The sequence below is a fragment of the Colwellia sp. NW0002-52-1 genome, from assembly GCF_057550865.1.
In genome coordinates, this window is the sequence record NZ_BAAJLU010000008.1 from 19935 (window position 1) to 44502 (window position 24568).

The following is a 24568-nucleotide window of genomic DNA, read 5'->3' on the forward strand; positions in this document are numbered from 1 at the left end:
ATCCGTAAATACAATCTTAAAAAGGGTTAATATTTTATAAACAATTCAATTTATAGCATTAAATAATCATCAAATTGCATATAAATGCTGCAATTACAATTGATTTACCCTAAAATGCTCGTTATGAAACAATTTATTAACAAATAACTCAAAAGGAACTTTATTGTGCACTTACAAAAAAAAACAGCACTACTCATAACAAGTATAGCTTTAGCCCTGGGAGTTAATGCTCAAGAGCAACCAAAAGCTGAAGATCTTGTTGGTAAAACTTATGTCGGTATTCACGGCACAAGAATGAACACTGACGATGATAGACTTACTTCAAATGGTGTTGATTTTATTAAACACGCTAATGGTATGGGTGCTGAAATAGGTTACCGTTACAGTGAAAGATCTGAATATAGACTTTCTTATACGCACCTAAACCTAACACGAGTAGGTTGGGCACCAAGTACCCCTTCTGGTTCAAATATCGCATTAAATTACCTTTTGTTTCCTAACGAAGAGAACTTTTACTTAATGGCAGGTGCAAGTGCTTTAGAAGTACTTGAAACTAAACTATCTGTTAACGTTGGTGCAGGTTACCGTCATTATATTAGTGACCGTAGTGCTATCTATTTTGAAGGTAATGGCCATTACCAATTAGATGAAGCCTATACAGATTTAAGCGCTCAAATTGGTTTTATTTACTTTTTTGGCGACACACAACAGAAAATTGTCCGCTCTGAGCCTAAAGTTGCACCAGCAAAAGCAGCACCCGTTATGGCTAAGCCACTAGATTCTGATAATGACGGTGTTATTGATAGCAAAGATCAATGTAAATCAACACCTGCTGACAATAAAGTAGACAGCAACGGTTGTACCATTTTTACTGAAGAAAATGATGCAATGCACTTACACGTTAAGTTTGATAACTCTAAAGCAGTTGTTAAGCCTGAATATTATGACAACATTAAAGCTGCTGCTGACTTTCTAAAAGCATATCCACATGTAAACTTAGAAATCAAAGGTCATACTTCTACTACTGGTCCTGCTGCTTTTAATAAAAAACTATCACAACAGCGTGCTGATGCCATTACTGTAGTATTAACTGATGAGTTTGGTATTAAAGCTTCAAGGTTAACCGCTACTGGCATGGGTGAAGAAGAACTAATTAACCCAGCAAATAACGCGCAAGCACATAAAGAAAACAGACGTATAGAAGCGAAAGTGGTTGTTAATAAAAAAGTACCTGTTAAACGCTAATAAGCTAATTAACTTACTTTAAAAATATAAAGCGCTGTATTCATTAATTGAATACAGCGCTTTTTCATTTTATCACCTAATTACATTTAAAGTTAACACTGGGCTAACACCAGGGGTTAACACTACATTGTTCAATAAACACGTTTATCAAAGCCTTCAAGCATTTAACTTACTCTACGCTTTTAACGCTTAGTGTAGATTAGAGGGCAAAAGTTCTCGCTTGCCCTCCTTTAAACTTCGCATAGAAGCTACACTTTTTTCATTTAACGTTTTAGCAGTAAATCATTATTTTTAATTAAATAATTTAGTTCCTACCCTAACTTTTATGCTAATTTAAGCTATAACAACTTATTATAAAATAAGGGTGGCATTAACAATGCCAGAAAATTTGCAAATCACTGAAATATATCAAACGCAGCTCCAGTGTTACGAATGTGCACTAACTGTAAATATGCCTATTTTAAAAGAAAAACAAAAAGCACAGTGCCCTCGCTGCGGATATACCCTGAGCGCTATTCATCGCAATGCTAACCAAAGAATTATTGCGTTTTCCATAACTGCCCTAATTTTTTTAATCGCTTCTTTACCTTTTAAGTTTCTGTCTTTTAGCGCTAACGGCTTAGAAAATCATTTTGACGCTATTACAAGCTTCTTTGTCTTAATCGAAAATGATTATCAGCTACTTGCACTGATTGAGTTTATAACTATTTTTGCCATCCCTACCGTGGTGCTATTGTCTTTAATTTATTTACTTATTCCAATGAACAAAGGGCAGCACCCCAAGTACGCACGCAAAATTTTATCCATGGTATTTGCATTAATTCCTTGGAGCATGGTTGAAATTTTTCTTATTGGTGCATTGGTCAGTTTAATTAAAATTATTTCAATGGCTGAAATTGAACTAGGTTTATCATTTTATGCGTTTATATTATTTGCTTTATCAATGACAATTGTCATTTTACATATTGATAAACGGGAACTATATCAACTGTTAGATCAAGTTGAGCAGGCTCATGAAATTAAAACGATTAAAAGCCCAATAAATACCAACAAAGATGATCCTATTTCGCATGCATTAAGTGTACAAAAAACTTGGGCACTACTGCTAACCGCAGTTATTTTATATATTCCTGCAAATATGTTCCCGATAATGACAACACACTTTTTTGGCCAAGATCAGCCTAGTACCATTATTGGCGGCGTTATATTGTTGTGGAAAAGTGGTTCGTACCCTATTGCCGTTATTGTATTTGTTGCCAGTGTTATTATTCCTGTAGCAAAAATCATAGTGTTAGCTTGGTTAAATTATAGTGTTCAAAAACAAAGTGATAGATTAAGCTTACAAAGAGTTAAACTATATCGTATGGCTGAGTTTGTAGGTCGTTGGTCAATGATCGATGTTTTTGTGGTGATTATTCTTGCCAGTTTAATTCAGCTTGGGCCAACCATGAGCATTACCCCTGGCACAGCAACATTAGCGTTTTCGGGCTTGGTTATTGTAACTATGTTGGCCGCCATGAGTTTTGAGCCGCAATTAATTTGGAATGATAGAAAAAAATATGAATGATTCACAAACATCAGACGCGACAATTAAACCGATAAAAACCGTCTCTACCATTTGGTTTATTCCATTAATTGCCATTTTTATTGGTTGTTGGATGATCTACTATCAATGGAGCAATGCTGGCCCAGAAATCACCATTAACTTTGCAACTGCTGAAGGCATGGAAGCAGGAAAAACTAAAATTAAATCCCGTAATGTTGATATTGGAGAAGTTAGCCAAATTGAATTAAATAAAAATGGTAATGGTGTTGTTGTTACCGCAAGAATAAAAAAATCAGCTGAACAGTTTTTAGTCAGCGACAGCATGTTTTGGGTGGTTTCACCGCAAATATCGCATGCAGGAATATCGGGCCTTAGTACATTAATTTCAGGCGTATACATTGAAATATCACCAGGAAAAAGTCAGAACGAGCGTTATCTATTTGACGCGCTAAATTCTCCCCCGCTTACACCAGCAGGCACACCTGGCTTGCACATAACTCTTAACAGTAACGACCAATTTGCCTACAAAAAAGGCGATCCTATTATTTATAAAGGCTTAACCGTAGGCCAGTTTGAAGACATCTACTTTAATTTTGAAGAACGTATTGTTTATTATAATGTTTTTATTAAATCTCCCTATCATCAACTCATCACCAGTAATACCAAATTTTGGGACGTTAGTGGTTTACAGTTAGATTTAAATTCTGATGGTATAACCGTTAAAACAGGCAATTTTGAAACTATGTTAACTAACGGTGTAACATTCGGCATTCCTGACGGCATGAGTTTAGGGGAAAAAATAGGTGAACGTTCATATTACGACATTTACGCGAACTATGAAGAAGCTGACGACGAACGTTATCGCCGTTCAATAGAATTTGTTGTTCTGGTTAACGACTCAATAAGAGGCCTTTCGGTTGGCGCACCAGTAGAATATAAAGGTGTTCAAATTGGTAAGGTACGCTCTACCAATTTAATTCATTCATTACCACAAGAAAAAATAATAGAAGAAGACTTTAAAATTCCTGTTCTCATTAGTTTGCAACCAGGCAGAGTTGGCATGCCCGATAATCAAAAAGGTGAGAATCTAATGAAAGCACAAAATATTCACTGGATTAAGCATGGTTTAAAAGCTGTTTTACGTACAGGTAATATTCTAACCGGAAGCCTCTTCGTAGATTTACAACACAAAAAAGAGCAAAAAGTAACCGCTATTGAAATGTATGGTGAATACCCTATTATTCCAAATAACGGAGATGAGTTTTCGCAACTTACGGCTAAAGCTGAACAATTTATTGATAATCTCAACAATATTCCACTTAAAAGTATGAGTGCTAATGCCAACACACTCATGGTAGAAGTAACCCAAACCGCCCAAGAATTACAAGAAGTAAGCCAAAGTCTCGATAATATATTAAGTCAGGCTGAACATGCACAAGTAAGTGCCGAACTCAGTAGAACATTACAAGGCATCACCGCATTAACTAAAGATTTATCTTCCGGTTCAACAGGTTATGAAGATTTACGAACTACTTTACACACATTAACCGCCACCATGAACGAGTTAAAACCTCTGTTGAATCAACTAAAACATAAACCTAATAGTTTAATTTTTAATAACGGTGAAACTACAGAGCCAACACCAACCAAATTTAACGGAGCGCAACAATGAAACAAGCATCAATAGTCACTATTTTTATAATAATACTGTTAACGGCTTGTAGTTCGGATCCACAACAAAAAACGCAGTATTATTTACTCAACAGTCCAACAAACACAAATACTGTAGATCACAGTAATGAAGATCAGCAAAATATAGTTGTTGAATTACTAGAGTTACCTGAGTACTTAAAACAACCAAGTTTGGTTTTACAACTTTCAAGTCATCAATTGCACTACTCTCATTTTCATATGTGGGCTGAGCCTTTACAAAAGAGTATTGCACAAGCCTTATTACAAGAGTTGAACCAACAAGATAGACGTTTTCATTATGTAGCTAACACAAACGTCAGTCCAAAAGCGTTAGAAAATAAGATTACCGTCGACATAACCGCATTTCATGCAACCCATCAATCACAAGCTATACTAAAAGGTACTTTTTCGATACATGATAACAATATAACCATAACCGAAAAGAACCGTACCAGTAACTTCGCGATTACATTACCGCTTAATAAAAATGGCTATGAGCACGCTGTAGAACAAATGCGTAGTAGCATTAAGCAACTAGCTGAACAAATCATTAATCAAAAAATAAAATAGATTTTTAAATGACTAACCGCGAGTTAATTACATGACACCGGCAATTAACCAACTAAAAAAGCTAAATTTAGCTTATAAGGTACATCAATATACCCACGAGACTAGTGCAAAATCTTATGGCCTTGAAGCAGCAGAGAAACTTGATGTAGATGCAGAGTTTGTTTTTAAAACTCTAGTGGTTGAAGTGGATAACAATTATTTAGCTGTAGCAGTAATACCCGTTGCAAAACAGCTCAACTTAAAAAAACTCGCCAAAACATTAAAAGCAAAAAAAATTAAAATGGCTGAAGTTAGTAAAGTACAAAATTCAACAGGTTATTTGCTTGGCGGTGTAAGTCCATTAGGTCAAAAAAAAGCCTTAAGCACGGTTTTAGATAAAAGTGCAGAAACGCTAAAGACCATATTTGTTAGTGGTGGAAAGCGTGGTTTAGAGATAGAATTAGCACCACAGTACTTAATACTATCTTTGCAAGCTAGCTATGCTGATATTATCAGTGAATAAATACGAATAAATACGAATAAATACGAATAAATACGAATAAATTTCTATAAACGCGTTTTTAGGTGGCTATGAAAACACATATTATTTTATGTATCATTATCTTTATATTTTCAGCAGAAAGTACAGCTAAGCAACCGTTTAAAGTTGTTGTCGGCCTATCTAAGCCACCTTATGTCATTCAAAAAAACACCACTGGTTTTGAGCTTGAATTAATTCAGCAGTTGTTAACTACCATAAACAAAGAGCCTGAATTTATTTTTATTCCATATGGTCGCTCTGAAAAAATGCTCGCCCTCCCCGATATTGATGCGGTAATGACAATAAATCAAAATACCTTCAAAAATAGTTTATTTATCAGCGATACCTACATAAACTATCAAAATGTGGCAATATCGTTAAAAGCACAAGAAATACAACTAAATAACATTACAGATATAGGAAATTATTCTGTCGCCTCATTTCAATCAGCCCATAAATTATTAGGTAATAAATTTGCTTTAGCCGTTGCTAAAAGCCCATTGTACTTGCAGGTTGCCGATCAAGAAAAGCAATTGGAATTACTTCAGCTAGGGCGAGTACAAGTGCTTATAATGGATATTAAAATATTTTTACATTACTTAGCAAAGCAGAAGGAAAACATTCAACTCAATGAAATAGATATTCATGCCGTTTTTCCATTAAGCCCCTACAGCGTAGCCTTTAAAAATAAAACTGATGTAAAGGCTTTTAACCAAACGTTAAAAGCCTTTAAATCGACCAGTGAATATCAAACTCTTCTTAAAAAATATAACTTTTAACGCTTTAATTTGCAGATTTCAGACTCAATAATTCAATTAAAAAGTTTGGTATGACAGTCAACTAAATGCATAAACAAGATTAATCTGAGAAAACATTGTGGGGATTTCTTGGTTAAATGTAGGGTTTATGGGGTAAATATAAGGTTAGTGTCATGTTAATTACTTAGGTTGGGTGTCATGTTAAATTATTGCTGTGTTAGTAACGTGCCTTTGTGCAAGCGGTGCCAGCGCTCAATCACTTCATTTATGCTCCATTGCTTGGCTTTTTCTTCATCAATAAATAACACCACATGATAATGATTACTCATTACCGCATAAGCACAAACGTCGATGGCAAACACTTGGCTGAGAAAGTGTAACTTCTCTTCTATCCATTCTCGGCGATGCTCAAAGCTTTGTCCTGATAAGGTATCTTCACCGCATAAAAAAGCGCGTCGAACACAACGCGCCACATTATTTGTTAGAACTAATTTACACAAAACTAGATTGCTACTAGCTCTGAAATTTTTTCCGCAATCTCTGCCATTGAATCTTCTGAAGTATCTAGCCCTGATCTGGAAGCCAGTAAAGGGCTTACATTTCGTAAAGCGTCGTATGTGGTGTTGTGCACAATAGGGATAAGTTGATTGCCAGCAAGGAGCGCTGATAACTCTTTATCTGCTACGCTTTCTTTGGGTAATCGCTCAAGCATGGCTGGAGTTACTAATACAAGTCCTATTTTAGAGTTTGCTAAGCCTTTGTCGATGGCTCGCATCATTGGTACACCAAGCCCAAGATCTTTTTCACTAAACCATACTTTAACTCCTGCTGCTTCAAGCAAGTCGTGTAGCTCTTTGGCGGATTCTTTACGGTCGCCCCACGCATGACACAAGAAAGCATCACGAAGCTCAGGTTGAGCTGCGGCACGAATTTCAACAGCATTCCGTACAGGGGTGAGAGATTGAATTTGAGCTGAAGTGTAAGATACGGAAGACCCTGACTTTGACCAACGTGGTTTTGAACTACCTCTAGAACTGCCTCCTCCGCTACTTGTATAACTACGGCCACTGCCGTACGAGGGATAAGAAGAACTATAACCACCACCGCCATAACCACGACTTTTATAGCGGCATGCAGGACAGGCTGCTGATGCGGCGGCTGAACTATGCCCTCTTACTGGTGCGGTACATCTTGCCATGAAAATTTACTCCTTAGTTGATTATTAGTTCTAACAGCTTATTAGACAGATCAAATCCGCCTTTCCACAAGCGACAAACCCATCTAATGAATATTTATTCAAATCAATATACATAACTTAATATTTACATTCAATTACTTATTATTAACCATTGAATAAACAGATGTAGAAAGGCAGATTAAATCTGCCTTTCTACAATAAAGCGGGAAATACTGAAAAACTGTATAAATACACAGTTCACTATTTAAAACAATTTTGCACTTATCAAAGCTATTTTACTCTTAAGCTAAAAATATAAATTTAGCTACGAATAAAGCCGTTAATGCCCATACACCGTTTGAGATTTCTTTATGTTTTCCGGCGCCTAACTTAAGTACGGTATAAGTTATAAAACCAAATGCAATGCCGTTGGCTATTGAGAAAGTAAACGCCATCATCACGGTTGTGGCAACTGCTGGGGCGTATTCGGTTAAGTCATCCCAATCTAAGCCTCTTAATGAGCTCATCATTAGCATGGCGACATAAATTAAGGCACCGTCAACCGCGAAGCCGGGTAGCATTTGTGCCAATGGCAAGAAGAACATACCCAAAGCAAATAGTAAGCCTACAGTCACGGCTGTTAAGCCTGTTCTTCCGCCTACAGCAACGCCAGCAGCAGACTCAACATATGAGGTAACGGGTGGGCAACCAAAAGCGGTGCCAATAACTGAAGAAATAGAGTCTGCTTTTAGTGATTTACTTAAACCAATAATTTTGCCATTTTTATCTTGTAATTTAGCGCGCTCTGCAACGCCCATTAATGTGCCTGCGGTATCAAAAATATTGACAAATAAGAAGGTAACAATAACCGGGATTAAAGCGACTTGAAACGCGCCTGCTATATCTGCTTTCCACAGAATAGGCTCTAGTGCTGAAAAGTTTGGTATAGCTAACATGCCGTTATAGCTAACAAAACCAGAGGCTGGAGCGAATGATTTAGCCGCTTCTGCTACAACAAAAAATTCTGTGGGTAGTACCCATGTCATGATAAAAGCGATTAGTGTTGTTATGGCTATACCAATGATTACTGCACCAAATACATTACGATAACTTAGTACGGTTATCAGTAAAAAGCTTAAAAAACCAAGTGCCGGTGCTTCTGGGCCGAATTCGCCAAAGCCAAAGTGTGTTAGGTCGGCGAGTGCTACAATATTATCTGGGTTAGCAACTACAATACCAGTAAAACGTAAGCCAATGAAGCCAAGAAATAAACCTACCCCAGCGGTCATCGCTAAGCGTAAACTTAACGGAATACTATCGAGCATCCATTCTCGCAGCCGAGTAACGCTCATGAGTACGAAAATAACACCTGAAAGGAAAACCGCACCTAGGGCAATTTCCCAACTATAGCCCATAGCGCCAACAACAGAAAAAGTAAAAAATGCGTTTAAGCCCATACCTGGCGCAAGCCCTACCGGCCAGTTTGCATATAGGCCCATCATAATGGTGGCTATTGCTGCACCTAAACACGTTGCTAAAAATAAGCCATCGAATGGCATGCCCGTTTTAGACATAATAATAGGATTTAAAAACATAATGTATGACATAGTTACAAAGGTAGTTAACCCTGCCATCAGTTCTGTTCTTACGTTGGTATTGTGCGAGCTTAGTTTAAAGAATCGCTCTAAAAAGTTTAGATCACGAGTTGCTGTACTGCTGGTAACGCCGACTTGATCATCCATAATATTTAATCTCTAGTTATTTAGAACTTGGTTTTTACTTTGTTATAAATAAAACCTATTTAAGGAAATTAATTAACCACTTTATGTTTAATTGTTTGCGATTAATGACTTTTTTGCTAACGATTAATTTAGCTGTTTTGTTTTAGTCGTCACTTCATCCTAAACTTAAAATAGAAAACCTGTCAATAGTGTCAAGAAGTAAGTTTTTTTGACATATTTCTTGTATAATCTGCGCGAAGCTCTTCTAGAGCTTACAATACTGGGTGATCTCTTTTCTATTTCAATACTAACATTATTAAAGTGCCGCTCAGCCTTCATCGAATTTTTAATTATTGAGTTGTTATGCTTCAACTAACACATTTTAATCGTCACACCATTAAAGGTGATATTTTTGGTGCGCTTACCTCTACCATAGTTGCACTACCTTTTGCTTTAGCTTTTGGCGTAACGTCAGGCGCGGGTGCTAGCGCGGGGATATATTGTGCCATTATTACGGGTTTGTTTGCTTCTATATTTGGTGGTACAAATCAGCAAATATCTGGGCCGAATACCGGGTTAACTATTGCAATGGTGGCCATTTTAACCAGTTTTATAGCAAAATCGCCTGAACATGGTATGGCGATGGCTTTTACTGTGGTTAGTATGGCTGGTGTATTTCAAATGCTTTTTGGTTTTTTTAAACTGGGTAAGTATTTTACGCTGATATCTTATCCGGTTATTTCAGGCTTTACTTCAGGTATTGGTATTTTGATAATTTTATCGCAAATACCGGTTTTATTTGGCAAACCATTTGCTGAGTTGTCTTTATCGACATCAACGTTAACAAGTACAAACACCTTAGTTGGTTTGGTATGTTTAGCCGTTCTTTTTGTTTGGCCTCAGAAGTTTAAGCAAATAATTCCAGCAAGTATTATTGCAGTATTAGGAGCAACAATATTTTATATATTTTCAGGTAGTGATATTCCTGTTGTTGGTGCAATTTCAAGTGAATTACCTACGTTTAACTTTCCTACTTGGCAACATGACCTAATCGGCGAGATGATAAAGTCTGCTTTGCTTATTGCCACCTTGAGCACACTAGATTCTTTAATGACTTCGCTTACCGTTGATAGTATCAGTAAAGATTTACATAACTCTGATCAAGAATTAGTTGGCCAAGGCATAGGTAATGTTATTGCTGGCTTCTTTGGTGCACTTCCTGGTGGCGGTGCAACCATGCGCACGGTAACTAACTTAAGAGCTGGCGGCACAACACCTTTGTCAGGCATTTTACATGCGCTATTTATTCTGGCTATTGTATTATGGGCAGGAGAATACACCGCTTATATTCCTGTCGCTGCACTGGCGGCAATTCTAACGCATGTAGGCATTAGTATTATTGATTGGAACTTTCTTAAACGCGTGCATCAAATTCCGTTATTTAGTGTTGCCTTAATGGTTTCAACTATGGTGATGGCGGTTATATTTGATTTAATTACTGCGGTGTTAATTTCAGCATTTATCGCTAATTTAGTTACTATTCGCCGATTATCAGAAATTCAATTGGATAACATTAAGCTCTTAACTGCAAAAGAAGCTGTGCACTTACCGGTTTATGAAAAAGCGTTATTCACTGAGTTAGATAACCAAGTGCTTTTGTTGAATATTTCTGGCCCTATTGGTTTTGGCGTAGCCAGAGGATTAAAGCAAAGTGTTTCAAAATTAGATCAGGACAAAGCCTTGCTAATTGACTTTACTGATGCGCGTTTTGTCGGCATTACGAGCACAATAGCCATTGAAGAAATTATTATGAGTTATCAAACCGAAGGGAAAAAAATATTGTTATCTAATATTTGCCAACGAGTACGTAACGACTTTAACAAATTACATTTATTTGAAAAAGTACCCCGCGAGCAAATATTTAAAAGTAGAATTGAAGCTTTGTATTATTTAAAAAACAATAGTACTTAATGCTAATTTAGCGCTATGCGAGTGTTATAAGTACTCGCATAGTTGCGATTAGGTTTTAACTGTTAAAAGTTCGATTAACGTTAGCGACTCAGTAATATGGGTGCTCAATAACTGCGTCACCCTTTTAAGATAAACACCTGTAAAATAAGTAACTTTAAAGTAAACAGCTTTAAATCAAACTGCTTTTAAGCTATCGAATACCACAGCCTTTAAGAATTATTTGCGTAAGTGAAGCGACTACAGCTTCGAAGTCGTCATCGTTCATTTCGTTTTTATCTAGTGCTGCCACAACTTGTACGTTAAAGTCGGCGTAGTGTTGGGTTGAGCTCCATATTAAAAACAACAAATGGTATGGGTTTATAGGGTCTATTAGTCCTTGCTCTACCCAAGTTTCAATCACCTTAACTTTAGTGTCTATCCAGACTTTAAAATCATTATTTAAGTAATCTTTAAGCACGGGTGCGCCGTGAATTAGCTCGCTTGCAAAAATTCTGGAGGCATCGGGGTCACTTTTGGCGTGCATAACTTTTGCTCTAATATAAGCACTGAGCACTTGCTTAGGATCGTTATCCAACGTTAGGGTGTCGTAATCCGTATTCCATACCGCGATAATATTACTGAGTAACTGTTGGTATAAGTCGGTTTTATCGGCAAAATAATAATGAATATTAGCGCGGGCAATATTGGCGCGTTCGGCTATACGTTTAATAGAAGCACCTTTGAAGCCATGTGTTACAAACTCTTTTTTAGCGGCCTCTAATATTATGGCTTTATTTTTTTGTCGAATAGTACCTTCGTTTACTTTTTCTTTACTCACTTAAATTCCTATTAACCGTTAACACTAGCACTAAATTAACGTGTAAAAATGGCAGATAACACCACCAATTAATGTTGAGGGTACTAGCTGCCACTTGATAATAAACACCGTTCGTTGACTGTTATAAAGTCTACCGTATTGTTATTTCGAATTTGCTAACCAAATAGCTAATTGCGTACGCTCTTCATCTGTCATTTCTGTTTTATTCATGAACGGCATATCTTTAGCGTCAATAACACGTGCTTTAATACGCGGTCCCCATTGTTTAATGGTATCAATATCAGAAAACACAAGCCCTGCCGGTGCTATGGTAAAAATATCATCGGTAGGGTTTTCTGCATGACAAGAACCACAACGTTGTTCAATAATTTTCGTAACTTGACTATCCGTTACTTCTTGCTTGAGTTGCTCGTCACTTATTTCCACTGAACGTGGTGCAATTGCCACAGCTAATACAACAGTAGCGACAACTGATGCCACTAAAATTAACGGTTTTTGCTTACCAAAATGGCGCAATACAAAATATTGACGAACAGCAGCTGTGATCAATACTATTGCCATTAACACTAACCAATTAGCACTATGGTTAAAGGTCATCGGGTAATGATTTGAAATCATGATAAAAATAATAGGTAACGTGGTGTAAGTGTTATGTGTAGAGCGCACTTTAGCATTTAATCCGTAAGCCGGATCTGGAGCTTTGCCCTCTTCTACTGCTTTAACAAGCGCCCGTTGCGATGGCATAATACCGAAAAATACATTACCGGCCATAATGGTGCCAATAATTGCGCCCATGTGCATATAAGCACCACGCGCACTAAATATTTGCGTTAAACCGTAAGATAATGCCGTTGCTACAACAAACAAAATCAAACCTAAAATAATGCCATGATTTCTGAGTTTTGTTCTTACCAGTAGCTCGTAAATACCTACACCAACCACAATAGAGCCAAGCCCTAATCCAATGGCTTGCCATTGCGTTAAATCAGCAACACGTTTATCAATTAAGTAAGATTGTGCGCCAACGTAAAACATTAACGACAATAACAAAAATCCGGTGATCCAAGTGGTGTAAGCTTCCCATTTAAACCAATGCAATGTGGCTGGCATTTTTGGTGGTGCAAGTTTATATTTCGCCACTTCATAAAAACCGCCACCGTGTATGGCCCATAAATCGCCGCCTATACCTTTGTCAGCTTTTTCTTGAGGTGGCGTTTCTAAATGGTTGTCTAACCATACAAAATAGAAAGATGCACCAACCCAAGCAATACCGGTAATAAGGTGGGCAAATCTAATAACTAAATTCAGCCATTCATTAATATACGGATCCATAAAATTCCTTAGTGTTCAGATTTTGTTATTGAATTATTATTGTGTTTATTAAACCCGCTCACCCATAATATGGGTTGCTTTAACATGACGTTCGTCACCTAACATGCTTAATATAAATAGTTTTTCTGACAACGTTTTACAATGTTGCATACGTCTGTCCATTAACGGTGTTGCATGATAATCCAAGAGAATAAAGTCGGCTTCTGCGCCTTTAACGAAATTACCAATAGTCCCTTCAAGATCTAAGGCAATTGCGCCGCCTAAAGTGGCTAAAAACATCGATTTAAACGGGCTAAGTTTATCGCCACGTAGTTGCTGGGTTTTATAACCTTCGTTAATGGTACTTAACATAGAAAACGTTGTGCCCGCGCCAATGTCGCTGCCTAAACCTACGTTTACATCAAATTTTTCTGCTTGTTGTAGGTTAAACAAACCACTGCCTAAAAACAGGTTAGAGCTTGGGCAAAACGCTACTGCTGAGTCTGTTTCACTTAAACGCTGACATTCACTATCGTGCAAATGCACGCCATGGGCAAAAACGCTTCTTCGGCTGAGTAAGTTACTTTTATCATAAACATCTAAATAACCATCGCTGTCTGGAAATAGTTCTTCTACCCAAGCAATTTCAGATTTATTTTCACTTAAATGGGTATGTAAATAAACACTTGGATTTTCTGCTAGTAACTGCCCTGCTTTGTTTAGTTGCTCGGTTGAACAAGTAGGGGCAAACCTTGGCGTTATGGCATATTGTAAACGGTCGGTGTTGTGCCATTTTTCAATTAATGCTTTGCTATCATCATAACCACTTTGTGCGGTGTCAGATAAATAATCAGGGCAGTTTTGGTCCATTAACACTTTGCCGCATATCATGCGTAATTTTTTCTGCTGGGCAATAGTGAAAAATGCATCGACAGATTCTTTGTGCACAGTGCCAAACACTAAAGCCGTTGTTGTGCCTGCTTCAAGTAATTGGGTTAAGAAGAATTCGGCAACTCTTTTACCGTGTTCTAGATCAGAAAATTGGCGTTCAAATGGAAAAGTATAGCTTTCTAACCATTCAAGCAGTTGTTCGCCGTATGAGGCGATCATTTCTGTTTGTGGGTAATGTACATGCGTATCAATAAAGCCAGGCATGATTAAACCATTTTCGTAATGAATAACGTCAACATCGTTATCTAGGGTGTTAAGTAACGCTTTTGCTTCGCCTACTTGTTCAACTAGGCCATCTTTAATAATGAGTAACCCGTCTTCAATATATTGATAACTGTCTTGCAAAGCTACTTTGGCTGGATCGGCCAAGAAATGCAGTAACTCTCCGCGATATACTTTCAACATTTTTTCTTACCTTATAATTTGGTTTTTAATTTATTAACTTATGCCGGTTATTCTGGCTTGTTCTAACTTTTTGCAATAACGATTGAACCATCGAGTTCTATCACATCACAGTTATCACCTTTACCGCCTCGATCGACTACTAAAAAGTCACTTTCTCCGCCCAATGCTAAACAGAAATGATGCCAAGTACCTTTATGATAATTTACACCTTGGTCAGCGTTGGCGATAAATACTTCTAGCTTGTTTATATCAAATTCGCCTGCGGGTGCAACTACCACTAAGTATGGGTTTTGGCCCATAGGAATAAACGCTTGGCTACCGTGGGGATGTCGTTCCATCATCTTAATAGCAATGGGTTGAGCTAATGGCGTTGAGCGAAATATGTTGATAATGGCGTGACCGGCATTATCACTAACATCAACTTTAGCCAGATCATGATAACGCTGAGTAAAGCCATTGTTTATTGCAAAAACATGCGCCTCAGCATTCGCTTCAATTACATCACCAAAAGCAGTAAAAGCGGCACGTGTTAATGGCTTTGGTGTAACGGTTTGAACATTTTTCGGCATAAAATTTCTCTGCTTATTTAGCTTAGCTACCACGATAAGTTGAATATCCAAAAGCGGTTAATAACAACGGAATGTGATAATGGCTGCCACTGCTGTCGAGTTCGAATACAATATCAACATATGGATAAAAGCCTTGTTCTTTATTGGCCACAAAATACGGTTTTGTTGAAAAATGCATACGATAAATACCTGCGGCTAGTACTACATCGTCAGCTAATAAGCCTGCAATTCGTCCATCAGCATTGGTAACGCCATAAGCTAATTCGGCCCAACCATCACTGGTTTGCGCAAATAGCGTAATAGGTAGGTTTTGTGCAGGTAAACCGCGAGTTGTGTCAAGTACATGGGTGGTTATTTGGCTCATAGTAATTTCTCTAAACGTAGATGGAATATTTTGCGCTGCTCTTCGGCGGCGTTCGCCAATTCAGTGCTTTTATTGTTAGGTAAACGCGCTTGTAATAACGCCAGCATTTGTGCCGCGCTTTTACCTGTTGCACACACAATAAAGATGAAACCAAACTTTGCTAAATAGTCAGCGTTACCTTTAGCAAGTGCTTCAAGTACTTCTTCTGTAGCTTCGCTAACTGAGCTTTGTTCTCCACTGGCTAGCGCTTTGGTGTTGGCATATTTAGCTCTTAAGGTAGCAACGTTTCCAATTTGTGGATGACCTTCGAATGCTTCTAAATAGTCAGCTTCTTCAAGCCCTTGCCACGCTTTATCTGCTTTACTCACCAAGTCTTGTTGATCCCTAAAAGGGCGTGCATTAACCATGCGCGCAACCCAAGTTGTAGCGGTACAACATTGCATAAAACTATGCGTGGCTTCTTCGACAGTTAAGTTATTTAATTGTGCTAAATCCATTGTTTTTCCTGTTAAATTTTTGCTGTGCATTATCATCAACTTTCTTACGTTAACGCAGGACAAAATCGCTCTTTACTATTCGTTACTCTGTTTCAAGCAGTTGCTTAAGCGCTTGCCAGTGAATACCTTGTTGCGTTTTAGGACGACTTTTATTTATTGCGTTAGCTGGAGTCTGCGGGTTTGACAGCTCAAGCTGTTGATTTAAGCGCTCGACTTTAGCTTGTTCAGCTTGATAGATATTAATAATTTCAGCCGACACAGATACCGCCACTTCCATCGGCAATTTACCACCTACTTGCGATAAACCTATTGGACAGTTCATTCTTGCTACTTGGTTTTCATCAATATCACGATGTTTATAACGCTGCTTAAATCTGCGCCATTTGGTATCAGAAGCGATTAAGCCTAAGTAATGAAAATCAGCACGTTTTAAAATAGCTTGTGATATTTCAAAATCCATTTGGTGGTTATGAGTCATCACTATAAAGTAGCTATTGGCTGGCATGCTCGCTACTTCTAGCTCGGGGGTATCACTCACCACTTTATGAACATTGTCGTATTGCTCAACATTGACAGGAAACTGCGCTTCACGGCTATCAACCCAAGTTACCTTGCAAGGTAGTTGCGCTAAAATTGGCACTAACGCTTTACCAACATGGCCAGCACCAAATAGCATAATATTAACGCCGGTAGCAGCAAAACATTCAAACAATACGCTAGTATTACCGCCACAACATTGACCTAAATTACTGCCCAATTGAAAGTGCTCAATATGTTGGCAGCTTTTACCGTTAAGCAGCATTTTTTTTGCTTGTTTAATGGCTTTATGTTCGAGGTGCCCGCCACCAATAGTGTCAAAAATGTCATCATTACTGATCACCATTTTTGTACCACTATTTCTAGGGGTTGAGCCTGAAACGCCTACCAAGGTAACTAATACATAGGCTTGGCCTTGTTTGCTCAACTTATAGCTGGCACTGCTCCAGTTTGTTGTCATCAGTAGTTACCTAAACCTGCTCACTGTCTTTCATCGCTTCAACCGCCCAAAGTACTCGCTCGGGTGTTGCTGGTGTATCTAGCGCTGGGCTTAATTTGTAATCTGACACGCTCGAAATGGCATCTTTAAGCGCAGACCATACCGAAATACCGAGCATAAATGGCGGTTCGCCTACGGCTTTCGAGTTATAAATGGTTTGCTCACGATTAGGATCGTCTGGCACTAAGTCAACGCGAAAATCGCTTGGGGTATCACTTATTGCCGGTATTTTGTAAGTTGCAGGGTTATTAGATAACAGTCTACCTTGGTCATTCCAAACCAATTCTTCGGTCGTTAACCAACCCATACCTTGAATAAATGCACCTTCAATTTGTCCAATATCTATTGCAGGATTTAACGAGTGCCCTACGTCATGCAAAATATCGGCACGTAATAATTTATATTCACCCGTTAGGGTATCAATTAATACTTCAGATACCGCCGCGCCAGTTGAATAATAAAAGAAAGGTCGACCTTTACCTGTTGCGCGATCAAAATGTATTTTTGGTGTTTTATAATAGCCTGTTGAAGATAACGATACTCGGCCCATATAGGCTTGCTGTACAAGCTCAGCAAATGAGAAGGTTTCTGCGCCTACTAACACTTGGTTGTTTTTAAAGCTAACCTCTGCTTCGCCAACATTATATTTTTCACAAGCAAAAGCAATTAAACGAGCTTTAAGGATTTTAGCCGCCGCTTGTGCCGCTTTACCGTTTAAATCAGTGCCTGACGAAGCTGCTGTTGGAGAGGTATTAGGCACTTTATCGGTACGTGTTGCCGAGACACCAACGGTATCAACATCGACTTGAAACTCTTCAGCAACAATTTGCGCTATTTTGGTAAATAAACCTTGGCCCATTTCGGTGCCGCCATGATTTAAATGAATAGTACCGTCGGTATAAATGTGAACTAAAGCCCCTGCTTGGTTTAAGTGTTGCACGGTAAATGAAATACCAAATTTAACCGGCGTTAACGCTATACCTTTCTTTAATATCGTATTTTCAATATTAAACTGGCTAATACTTTCTCTGCGGGCTTGGTAATCTGAGCTTTTCTCTAATGAAGAAATTAATTCCGCCATTTTGTTATGCTCTACCGTTTGGTGATAGTGCGTAACGTTGCGCTCGTCTTTGCCGTATAAATTAATTTTACGAATTTCTAACGGATCTTTTCTTAAATAACGGGCAATATCGTCCATGACCATTTCAATGGTCATCATACCTTGTGGGCCGCCAAAACCACGATAAGCGGTATGCGATACGGTATTTAATTTACAGCGATTTCCGGTAACTTTTGCTTGGTCTAAAAAGTAAGCGTTGTCAGAGTGGAACATGGCTCTGTCAACAATAGCATCGGACAAATCGGGTGAATAACCACAGTTGCCGTTGACTTCGATATTAATGCCTTTAATTTGACCGTTACTATCAAAACCCACGTGATAGTTATTTTCAAAAGGATGACGTTTACCTGTCATACACATATCGTCTGAGCGGCTTAACTTAAATTTAACCGGACGTTTTGTGTGGTTTGATAACAAGGCCGCTAAACATGCCCATGGCGCCGCTTGGGTTTCTTTACCACCAAAACCACCACCCATTCGACGGGTATCTACAATCACTTTATTTAATGGGATATCAAGCACTTCAGCCACTAGCTTTTGTACTTCACTTGGGTGTTGTGACGAAGAAAATATGGTCATGCCGCCATCTTCGGTGGGCTCGGCTGTTGATACTTGTCCTTCAAGATAAAAGTGCTCTTGGCCGCCAACAGAAATTTCACCTCGTAATTGATGTTCTGCTTGCTCAATGGCGCTTTCTGAGTCTCCACGCTGCATAGTAAAAGGTGGGCGGACAAAACTTTGTTTCTCCAACGCATCTTTTACGGTTAATACGGCTTCTAATTCTTCGTATTCTATTTTTGCTAATTTAACCGCGCGTCTGGCTAAGTCGTGACTGGTCGCTGCAACGGCAAATATAGGTTGGCCAATATAGTCAACTTGACCCATCGCCAATACCGGGTCGCCAGGAAATACTGGGCCAATATCGGTATGTCCGGGTACATCTTCCACCGTGATCACGGCGACAACCCCTTCGGCAGCTTTTACCGCTGATAAATCGATACTTTTAATTCGCCCGTGTGCAATAGTGCTTTGACCTGCAGCGGCATGTAATTGCCCTTGAAGGCTAGGCCTGTCATCAATATATAAAGCTTCGCCGCTAACGTGTTTATCGGCGCTTTCGTGCTTTTTAGAACGACCTACGCCACCTTGGCCGACAGCAGTAGATTCTTGGTTGATATTTTCGTTAGAGTGTTTGGTATTTATAAGACTACGCATAATTAACTACCCGAGTTTCAATCTGTTTACTTTGTAATTCTAAATAACACTTTTGAATTAAGTTTTGTGCGACTTTCAGGCGATATTTGTCAGAAGCACGTACGTCTGACATTGGCGTAAAGTCGAGTGCTAATGCTGCTTGTGCGGCCGTAACACTTTCACCATCGAAGGTTTTATTTAATAAAGCGGCTTCACATTGTTTGGCACGCATAGGAATACCCGCCATGCCACCAAAAGCGATACGAACACTGGTAATAATATTATCTTTAAGTTCGATGTTAAATGCCGCTAAAACCGCAGAAATGTCGTCATCAATGCGTTTAGATATTTTATAAACTTTCAGTACTTTATTAGCCGAAGACTTAGGAATATAAACATTTTTAATAAACTCAGACGGCGCTAATACTGTTTTTTTATAATCAACAAAGAAGTCTTCTAAAGCAATTTTTCGCTCTTGATCACCACGTTGTAAAGTAATTTCAGCACCTAAGGCGATTAAAGCTGGCGGCATATCACCAATTGGCGAGGCATTACCAATATTGCCACCTAAGGTGCCATTATTGCGAATTTGTCGTGAGCCTATTCGCTCGATCATCTCACCAAGGTCGTGATACTCCTGATGTAACATCGGGGTGAATTCACTATAAGGCACTGCAGAGCCAATAATAAATTCTTCAGCGTTATCTGAGATGGTTTTTAACTCTGCAACATCACCCAAATAAACTAGGTCATCAATGGTGGCTAAATTTTGTGTCACGGTTAAGGCTAAGTCAGTTGCGCCAGCTACCAAAGTTGCATCGGGGTTTTGCAGTAATTTATCGGCTAACTCTTTAGCGGTTTTTGGTGCAAAGTATTGATGACGACCATTTGATAACGCCGCTGACGGTAGTGTTTTAAATTCATTTAATTGCTGCACCGTTTGTTGATAGTGCTCGGCAAATGAGTCTGCTTCTGTATGTTCACTTGAGGCTATCGCCGCATCAATAATTGAACGATACCCCGTACAGCGGCATAAATTACCTGCTAATGCTTCAAGTACTTCTGCTCGATTAGGCTTGCTATTTTGTTTATGCAATGCAAATGAAGACATAACAAAACCTGGGGTACAAAAACCACATTGCGAGCCATGATTATCGACCATAGATTGTTGAACATGATGCAATTTCGCCCCTTGTTTTAGGTGTTCAACGGTAATTAATTGCTTGCCATGTAAACTGCCCACAAAACTAATGCAGGCATTGATTGATTTATAATCGAGTGCTTTGCTATCTTTCGCTAACTCAGCTACCACCACGGTACAAGCGCCACAGTCGCCAGAAGAACAGCCTTCTTTGGTGCCACTTTTAAATTGCTCTTCACGTAAATACTGAAGAACCGTTAAATTCGGATCTATGTTTTCTACGGTCACAACATCGTTGTTTAATAAAAAACGCACTGTACTTGTGGTCATATTGGGTTCCGCTTCTTGTTTTATGATTTTTTATTGTGCTTGTTTAGCATCAAATATATCAGAATAAAAACCTGACACAAGTGACAACTTATTATTTTATCTTTTAATGCTGATAATCACCATAAGCAATTACGACTTATAAGCTTTAATTCAACCGCTTAATAAGCGAAAGGCGTTCTGGCCTTTTCAATATAATAATAGGTCAAAATATCAATAAACTCTCAGATACTGCTTTAAACCAAATAAGAAAGAAGAGATTAAACGTTGAGGCTAGTACTATGGAACGAGTTTTGTCGTTAGATTTAACAGCAGAAGATTTTTGAATGCATAGGTTGGATGCAAAAGCTTTATTACTAACAATGGTTTGCTGATATAAGATGCGCACGTAATATCATGATAGCTGACGATTACATGCGCTTTAAATAACGCTTTTTAGCTAAGTAAAAAAGTAATAATTACCTTGCAGGACGTATAAAGGGCATATGTCTATTTACATCTTTATAAAGTAAATACCTAAAAGGTCCAGGGCCGCCAGCATAACAAGATTGTGGGCAAAATGCGCGTAGCCACATAAAGTCACCCGCTTCTACTTCAACCCACTCACCATTAAGGTGATAAACAGCCTTACCTTCTAATACATAAAGGCCATGTTCCATTACATGCGTTTCATCAAATGGGATAACACCACCGGGTTCAAATGTTACAATATTTACGTGCATGTCGTGACGCATATCTGATTGATCAGTAAAGCGAGTGGTTTTCCATACGCCGCCAGTGTTCGGCATTTCTATGCCTTCTACTTCGTTATCACTGGTAACAAATGGCTCGGGTGCATCAATACCTTCAACAAACTGATAGGCTTTGCGGATCCAATGAAACTTAACGTTAGCACTGCTGTTGTTTTTTAATGTCCATTTACAGCCAGGTGGTAAATACGCATAGCCACCAGTGTCTAAGTGATGATTGGTGCCTTCAATGTTTACATCCATTTCGCCTTCAACAACAAAAAGTACCCCTTCTGCCTTTTCGTCTAATTCTGGTTTTTCAGAGCCACCATTGGCGCCAACCTCAACTATATATTGAGAGAAAGTTTCTGAAAAACCACTTAATGGACGCGCGATAACCCACATACGCATGTTTTCCCAAAAAGGTAGGTAGCTAATAACAATATCTGTTAGTACGCGTTTTGGAATAATCGCATATGCTTCGGTAAAAATTGCTCGGTCTGAAATCAATTGTGTTTGTGGTGGTAATCCACCTGTTGGCGCATAGTAGGTGTGTTTAGCTGGCATGGTCTTTATTTCCTTGATGTCTGAGCGGCAATGAATTTTTTTCTGTATTCATGCAACAATGGTTCGGTATAGCCATTAGGCTGAGTTTTACCTTTAAATATTAAATCTAACGCTGCCTGAAAAGACAAACTATTGTCAAAATCGTCTGACATAGCCTGGTAAGCGCTATCGTGTGAGTTTTGTTGATCAACCACCCTTGCCATTTTTTCCAATGACGCCCTAACTTGCGTTGGTGTTAAAATGTTGTGCTCTAACCAATTACAAATATGTTGGCTGGAAATTCTTAAGGTGGCTCTGTCTTCCATTAAGCCAATATTGTTTATGTCAGGTACTTTTGACGCTCCCATGCCTAAATCAATCCATCGAACAACGTAACCAAGTAAACCTTGCGCATTGTTGTTTAATTCGTTTTCAATAACTTGTGGAGTCAAGCTGCTTATATCGCTTAGTAAGGGCACTGTTAATATATCATCAATGTTAGCGCGTGCTCTTTTGACAATTTCTTTTTGCTGTTCAAAAACGTTAACTTGATGGTAATGCATGGCATGTAAGGTTGCACCTGTAGGAGAAGGCACCCATGCGGTATTTGCACCCGATAATGGGTGAGCAACTTTAGCTTTCATCATGGCAGCCATTTCATCCGGTATTGCCCACATACCTTTACCTATTTGCGCTTTACCGGAAAAACCACAAGCTAAGCCTACATCTACATTCCAATCTTCGTAGGCGTTAATCCAAGCTTGTGCTTTCATGTTACCTTTTGGCACCATAGGACCTAATAACATACTGGTGTGTATTTCATCGCCTGTTCTATCTAAAAAGCCCGTGTTAATAAAAACCACACGGCTTTTAACCTCGCGAATACATGCCTTTAAATTTACCGTGGTGCGGCGCTCTTCATCCATTACACCAATTTTGATGGTATCTCTTTCTAAATGTAAAGCGTCTTCAACCGCATTAAAAAGCTTATTGGCAAAGGCGACTTCTTCTGGGCCATGCATTTTAGGTTTAACAATGTAGACATTGCCATTTCTGGAGTTACGGTGCAGATTGTTTTTTTGTAAATCATGCAGCGCAATTAAGGTGCTGATCATGGCATCCATGATGCCTTCTTGAATTTCCAATCCGTCTTTGTCAATCACCGCAGGGTTTGTCATTAAATGACCAACGTTGCGACAAAATAACAAGCTACGTCCGTGAAGAGTCAAACTGCCATCAGCAAGATCGTTATAGACTTTATCAGCCTTTAAAATACGTTGTGATACTTTACCCGATTTTTCAATGGTTTCGCTTAAATCGCCTTTCATTAAGCCTAGCCAGTTGCGATAGACTTGAATTTTTTCTAACGCGTCTACCGCCACTACAGAATCTTCAAAATCTTGTATCGTGGTAAGCGCCGACTCTAAGGCAATATCTTTAATACCCGCATCATCTGTTTTGCCAATGGCAGAGTTAGGGTCTATCTCAATCGCTACGCGTAAATCATGATGGGTTAATAAAATAGAGCTAGGACTGTTTTTTGCTCCTTGAAAGCCGATTAATTGTTCGCCATTTTTTAACTGGGTTGTGTTGCCGTTGCTTAATGTTACTTGAAGAGCTTTATTGTTAATCGAATAACCAATAGCTTGGTTATGAGAGCCTGAAAGTAGCGGGAAATTTTGGTCTAAAAACGCTTTGGCATAGGCAATAACTTTCTTTGCTCTGTTTGGGTTATGTGAATGCCCTTTTGTAGCGCCATCTTCCTCGCTGATAACATCGGTGCCATAAAGTGCATCATACAAGCTTCCCCATCGTGCGTTAGCCGCATTTAATGCAAAACGAGCATTAGCGGTAGGCACAACAAGTTGAGGCCCTGCTTGCAGGCACACTTCAGAGTCAGCATGTTGAGTCGTGATGGTAAAGTCTTCACCTTCTGGTACTAAGTAACCAATTTCTGTTAGGAACTTTTTATAGCTTGGCAGATCAAATTTGCCTTGATGCTTTATGTTCCACTGATCTATTTGTGCCTGCATAACATCGCGCTTTACTAATAATGCTCTATTTTCTGGCCCTAGTTCATGGGTAATATCTGATAAAGCCTGCCAAAAATCTGGCTCTGAGATATTCAAACCAGGTATTACGTCTTCTTTGATAAAGCTTGCTAGGTCATTGTTAACCTGTAACAACCCTTTTTGTAGATATTTTGTCATATGGTGAGATACTCGTTACGCTATATGTTTAAAGTTGTAGTGCCGATAATGTAAAACTAATCCTGTAAAACCAATAAATACTCTGTGATATCTATCGGTACTGGCTTTGGCAGTTACTTTAATGCCATATTAATTTGACAGTAAGTTACTAT

Annotated in this window: 20 protein-coding genes and 1 pseudogene; 7 read left to right on the forward strand and 14 right to left on the reverse strand. The window is 38.7% G+C overall.

Annotated elements, in window-relative coordinates; genetic code table 11:
* The first annotated feature begins 165 nt into the window (after nucleotides 1–165).
* The 6 genes from AC27H3_RS09650 (at nucleotide 166) to AC27H3_RS09675 (ending at nucleotide 6352) form a co-directional block, all read left to right on the forward strand.
* Nucleotides 166–1245, forward strand: coding sequence for an OmpA family protein (locus tag AC27H3_RS09650; RefSeq protein ID WP_487105729.1), 1080 nt, complete (start codon nucleotides 166–168; stop codon nucleotides 1243–1245).
* A gap of 376 nt (nucleotides 1246–1621) precedes the next feature.
* Nucleotides 1622–2812, forward strand: a complete 1191-nt coding sequence (locus tag AC27H3_RS09655) for a PqiA/YebS family transporter subunit (protein ID WP_487105731.1) — start codon at nucleotides 1622–1624, stop codon at nucleotides 2810–2812.
* A complete protein-coding gene (gene pqiB, locus AC27H3_RS09660) occupies nucleotides 2805–4463 on the forward strand; it encodes an intermembrane transport protein PqiB (RefSeq protein WP_487105733.1) in 1659 nt (552 codons plus the stop codon). The genes AC27H3_RS09655 and pqiB overlap by 8 nt, the downstream gene beginning before the upstream one ends.
* The gene (locus AC27H3_RS09665; protein WP_487105735.1) at nucleotides 4460–5053 is read left to right on the forward strand and encodes a PqiC family protein; all 594 of its coding nucleotides are present in this window, start codon (nucleotides 4460–4462) and stop codon (nucleotides 5051–5053) included. Before pqiB ends, AC27H3_RS09665 begins: the two co-directional genes overlap by 4 nt.
* A 31-nt stretch (nucleotides 5054–5084) precedes the next feature.
* Nucleotides 5085–5555: a Cys-tRNA(Pro) deacylase gene (ybaK, locus tag AC27H3_RS09670; RefSeq protein ID WP_487105737.1), complete on the forward strand. Its 471-nt coding sequence runs from the start codon at nucleotides 5085–5087 to the stop codon at nucleotides 5553–5555.
* A gap of 68 nt (nucleotides 5556–5623) precedes the next feature.
* A complete protein-coding gene (locus AC27H3_RS09675; RefSeq protein WP_487105739.1) occupies nucleotides 5624–6352 on the forward strand; it encodes a substrate-binding periplasmic protein in 729 nt (242 codons plus the stop codon).
* Between the two features lie 191 nt (nucleotides 6353–6543).
* Here the strand turns inward: AC27H3_RS09675 and AC27H3_RS09680 are convergent.
* The 3 genes and pseudogenes from AC27H3_RS09680 to AC27H3_RS09690 all read right to left on the reverse strand — a co-directional run.
* Nucleotides 6544–6831, reverse strand: a pseudogene (locus AC27H3_RS09680) (transposase); the annotation flags it as partial.
* Nucleotides 6832–6833: 2 nt separating this feature from the next.
* The gene (locus AC27H3_RS09685) at nucleotides 6834–7529 is read right to left on the reverse strand and encodes a toll/interleukin-1 receptor domain-containing protein (protein WP_487105741.1); all 696 of its coding nucleotides are present in this window, start codon (nucleotides 7527–7529) and stop codon (nucleotides 6834–6836) included.
* A gap of 281 nt (nucleotides 7530–7810) precedes the next feature.
* Nucleotides 7811–9250, reverse strand: a complete 1440-nt coding sequence (locus AC27H3_RS09690; protein ID WP_487105743.1) for an NCS2 family permease — start codon at nucleotides 9248–9250, stop codon at nucleotides 7811–7813.
* A 342-nt stretch (nucleotides 9251–9592) separates the two neighbouring features.
* Here AC27H3_RS09690 and AC27H3_RS09695 point away from each other — a divergent pair, with 342 nt between their 5' ends.
* Entirely contained in the window at nucleotides 9593–11200 is a 1608-nt protein-coding gene (locus AC27H3_RS09695; RefSeq protein ID WP_487105745.1) for a SulP family inorganic anion transporter, read from the forward strand.
* A gap of 190 nt (nucleotides 11201–11390) precedes the next feature.
* Here the strand turns inward: AC27H3_RS09695 and AC27H3_RS09700 are convergent, their stop codons facing one another.
* The 11 genes from AC27H3_RS09700 to AC27H3_RS09750 form a co-directional block, all read right to left on the reverse strand.
* Entirely contained in the window at nucleotides 11391–12017 is a 627-nt protein-coding gene (locus AC27H3_RS09700; RefSeq protein ID WP_487105747.1) for a TetR family transcriptional regulator C-terminal domain-containing protein, read from the reverse strand.
* A 141-nt stretch (nucleotides 12018–12158) separates the two neighbouring features.
* A complete protein-coding gene (locus AC27H3_RS09705; RefSeq protein WP_487105749.1) occupies nucleotides 12159–13349 on the reverse strand; it encodes a urate hydroxylase PuuD in 1191 nt (396 codons plus the stop codon).
* Nucleotides 13350–13397: 48 nt separating this feature from the next.
* Nucleotides 13398–14684 (reverse strand): guanine deaminase, encoded by a 1287-nt coding sequence (gene guaD, locus AC27H3_RS09710; RefSeq protein ID WP_487105751.1) that lies wholly within the window; start codon nucleotides 14682–14684, stop codon nucleotides 13398–13400.
* Between the two features lie 62 nt (nucleotides 14685–14746).
* Nucleotides 14747–15253, reverse strand: a complete 507-nt coding sequence (locus AC27H3_RS09715; RefSeq protein WP_085304712.1) for an ureidoglycolate lyase — start codon at nucleotides 15251–15253, stop codon at nucleotides 14747–14749.
* Nucleotides 15254–15275: 22 nt separating this feature from the next.
* A complete protein-coding gene (uraH, locus tag AC27H3_RS09720; protein ID WP_487105754.1) occupies nucleotides 15276–15617 on the reverse strand; it encodes a hydroxyisourate hydrolase in 342 nt (113 codons plus the stop codon).
* Complete coding sequence (gene uraD, locus AC27H3_RS09725) at nucleotides 15614–16114, reverse strand: 2-oxo-4-hydroxy-4-carboxy-5-ureidoimidazoline decarboxylase (RefSeq protein ID WP_487105756.1); 501 nt, start codon at nucleotides 16112–16114, stop codon at nucleotides 15614–15616. Before uraD ends, uraH begins: the two co-directional genes overlap by 4 nt.
* A gap of 82 nt (nucleotides 16115–16196) precedes the next feature.
* A complete protein-coding gene (gene xdhC / locus AC27H3_RS09730; RefSeq protein WP_085304718.1) occupies nucleotides 16197–17111 on the reverse strand; it encodes a xanthine dehydrogenase accessory protein XdhC in 915 nt (304 codons plus the stop codon).
* A gap of 10 nt (nucleotides 17112–17121) precedes the next feature.
* The gene (gene xdhB / locus AC27H3_RS09735; RefSeq protein ID WP_487105759.1) at nucleotides 17122–19485 is read right to left on the reverse strand and encodes a xanthine dehydrogenase molybdopterin binding subunit; all 2364 of its coding nucleotides are present in this window, start codon (nucleotides 19483–19485) and stop codon (nucleotides 17122–17124) included.
* Nucleotides 19478–20935, reverse strand: coding sequence for a xanthine dehydrogenase small subunit (gene xdhA, locus AC27H3_RS09740; protein WP_487105761.1), 1458 nt, complete (start codon nucleotides 20933–20935; stop codon nucleotides 19478–19480). The genes xdhB and xdhA overlap by 8 nt, the downstream gene beginning before the upstream one ends.
* A 455-nt stretch (nucleotides 20936–21390) precedes the next feature.
* The gene (locus AC27H3_RS09745) at nucleotides 21391–22227 is read right to left on the reverse strand and encodes a bifunctional allantoicase/(S)-ureidoglycine aminohydrolase (protein WP_487105763.1); all 837 of its coding nucleotides are present in this window, start codon (nucleotides 22225–22227) and stop codon (nucleotides 21391–21393) included.
* A 5-nt stretch (nucleotides 22228–22232) separates the two neighbouring features.
* On the reverse strand, nucleotides 22233–24416 hold the full coding sequence (locus tag AC27H3_RS09750) for a malate synthase G (RefSeq protein ID WP_487105765.1): 2184 nt from the start codon (nucleotides 24414–24416) through the stop codon (nucleotides 22233–22235).
* Between the last annotated feature and the right edge of the window lie 152 nt (nucleotides 24417–24568).

Excerpts from the sequence above, each read along its gene's own strand:
- AC27H3_RS09655 (WP_487105731.1), top strand. The coding sequence starts at position 1,622 with ATGCCAGAAAATTTGCAAATCACTGAAATATATCAAACGCAGCTCCAG.
- pqiB (WP_487105733.1), top strand. The coding sequence starts at position 2,805 with ATGAATGATTCACAAACATCAGACGCGACAATTAAACCGATAAAAACC.
- AC27H3_RS09665 (WP_487105735.1), top strand. The coding sequence starts at position 4,460 with ATGAAACAAGCATCAATAGTCACTATTTTTATAATAATACTGTTAACG.
- ybaK (WP_487105737.1), top strand. The coding sequence starts at position 5,085 with ATGACACCGGCAATTAACCAACTAAAAAAGCTAAATTTAGCTTATAAG.
- AC27H3_RS09675 (WP_487105739.1), top strand. The coding sequence starts at position 5,624 with ATGAAAACACATATTATTTTATGTATCATTATCTTTATATTTTCAGCA.
- AC27H3_RS09685 (WP_487105741.1), bottom strand. The coding sequence starts at position 7,529 with ATGGCAAGATGTACCGCACCAGTAAGAGGGCATAGTTCAGCCGCCGCA.
- AC27H3_RS09690 (WP_487105743.1), bottom strand. The coding sequence starts at position 9,250 with ATGGATGATCAAGTCGGCGTTACCAGCAGTACAGCAACTCGTGATCTA.
- AC27H3_RS09695 (WP_487105745.1), top strand. The coding sequence starts at position 9,593 with ATGCTTCAACTAACACATTTTAATCGTCACACCATTAAAGGTGATATT.
- AC27H3_RS09705 (WP_487105749.1), bottom strand. The coding sequence starts at position 13,349 with ATGGATCCGTATATTAATGAATGGCTGAATTTAGTTATTAGATTTGCC.
- guaD (WP_487105751.1), bottom strand. The coding sequence starts at position 14,684 with ATGTTGAAAGTATATCGCGGAGAGTTACTGCATTTCTTGGCCGATCCA.
- AC27H3_RS09715 (WP_085304712.1), bottom strand. The coding sequence starts at position 15,253 with ATGCCGAAAAATGTTCAAACCGTTACACCAAAGCCATTAACACGTGCC.
- uraH (WP_487105754.1), bottom strand. The coding sequence starts at position 15,617 with ATGAGCCAAATAACCACCCATGTACTTGACACAACTCGCGGTTTACCT.
- uraD (WP_487105756.1), bottom strand. The coding sequence starts at position 16,114 with ATGGATTTAGCACAATTAAATAACTTAACTGTCGAAGAAGCCACGCAT.
- xdhC (WP_085304718.1), bottom strand. The coding sequence starts at position 17,111 with ATGACAACAAACTGGAGCAGTGCCAGCTATAAGTTGAGCAAACAAGGC.
- xdhB (WP_487105759.1), bottom strand. The coding sequence starts at position 19,485 with ATGCGTAGTCTTATAAATACCAAACACTCTAACGAAAATATCAACCAA.
- xdhA (WP_487105761.1), bottom strand. The coding sequence starts at position 20,935 with ATGACCACAAGTACAGTGCGTTTTTTATTAAACAACGATGTTGTGACC.
- AC27H3_RS09745 (WP_487105763.1), bottom strand. The coding sequence starts at position 22,227 with ATGCCAGCTAAACACACCTACTATGCGCCAACAGGTGGATTACCACCA.
- AC27H3_RS09750 (WP_487105765.1), bottom strand. The coding sequence starts at position 24,416 with ATGACAAAATATCTACAAAAAGGGTTGTTACAGGTTAACAATGACCTA.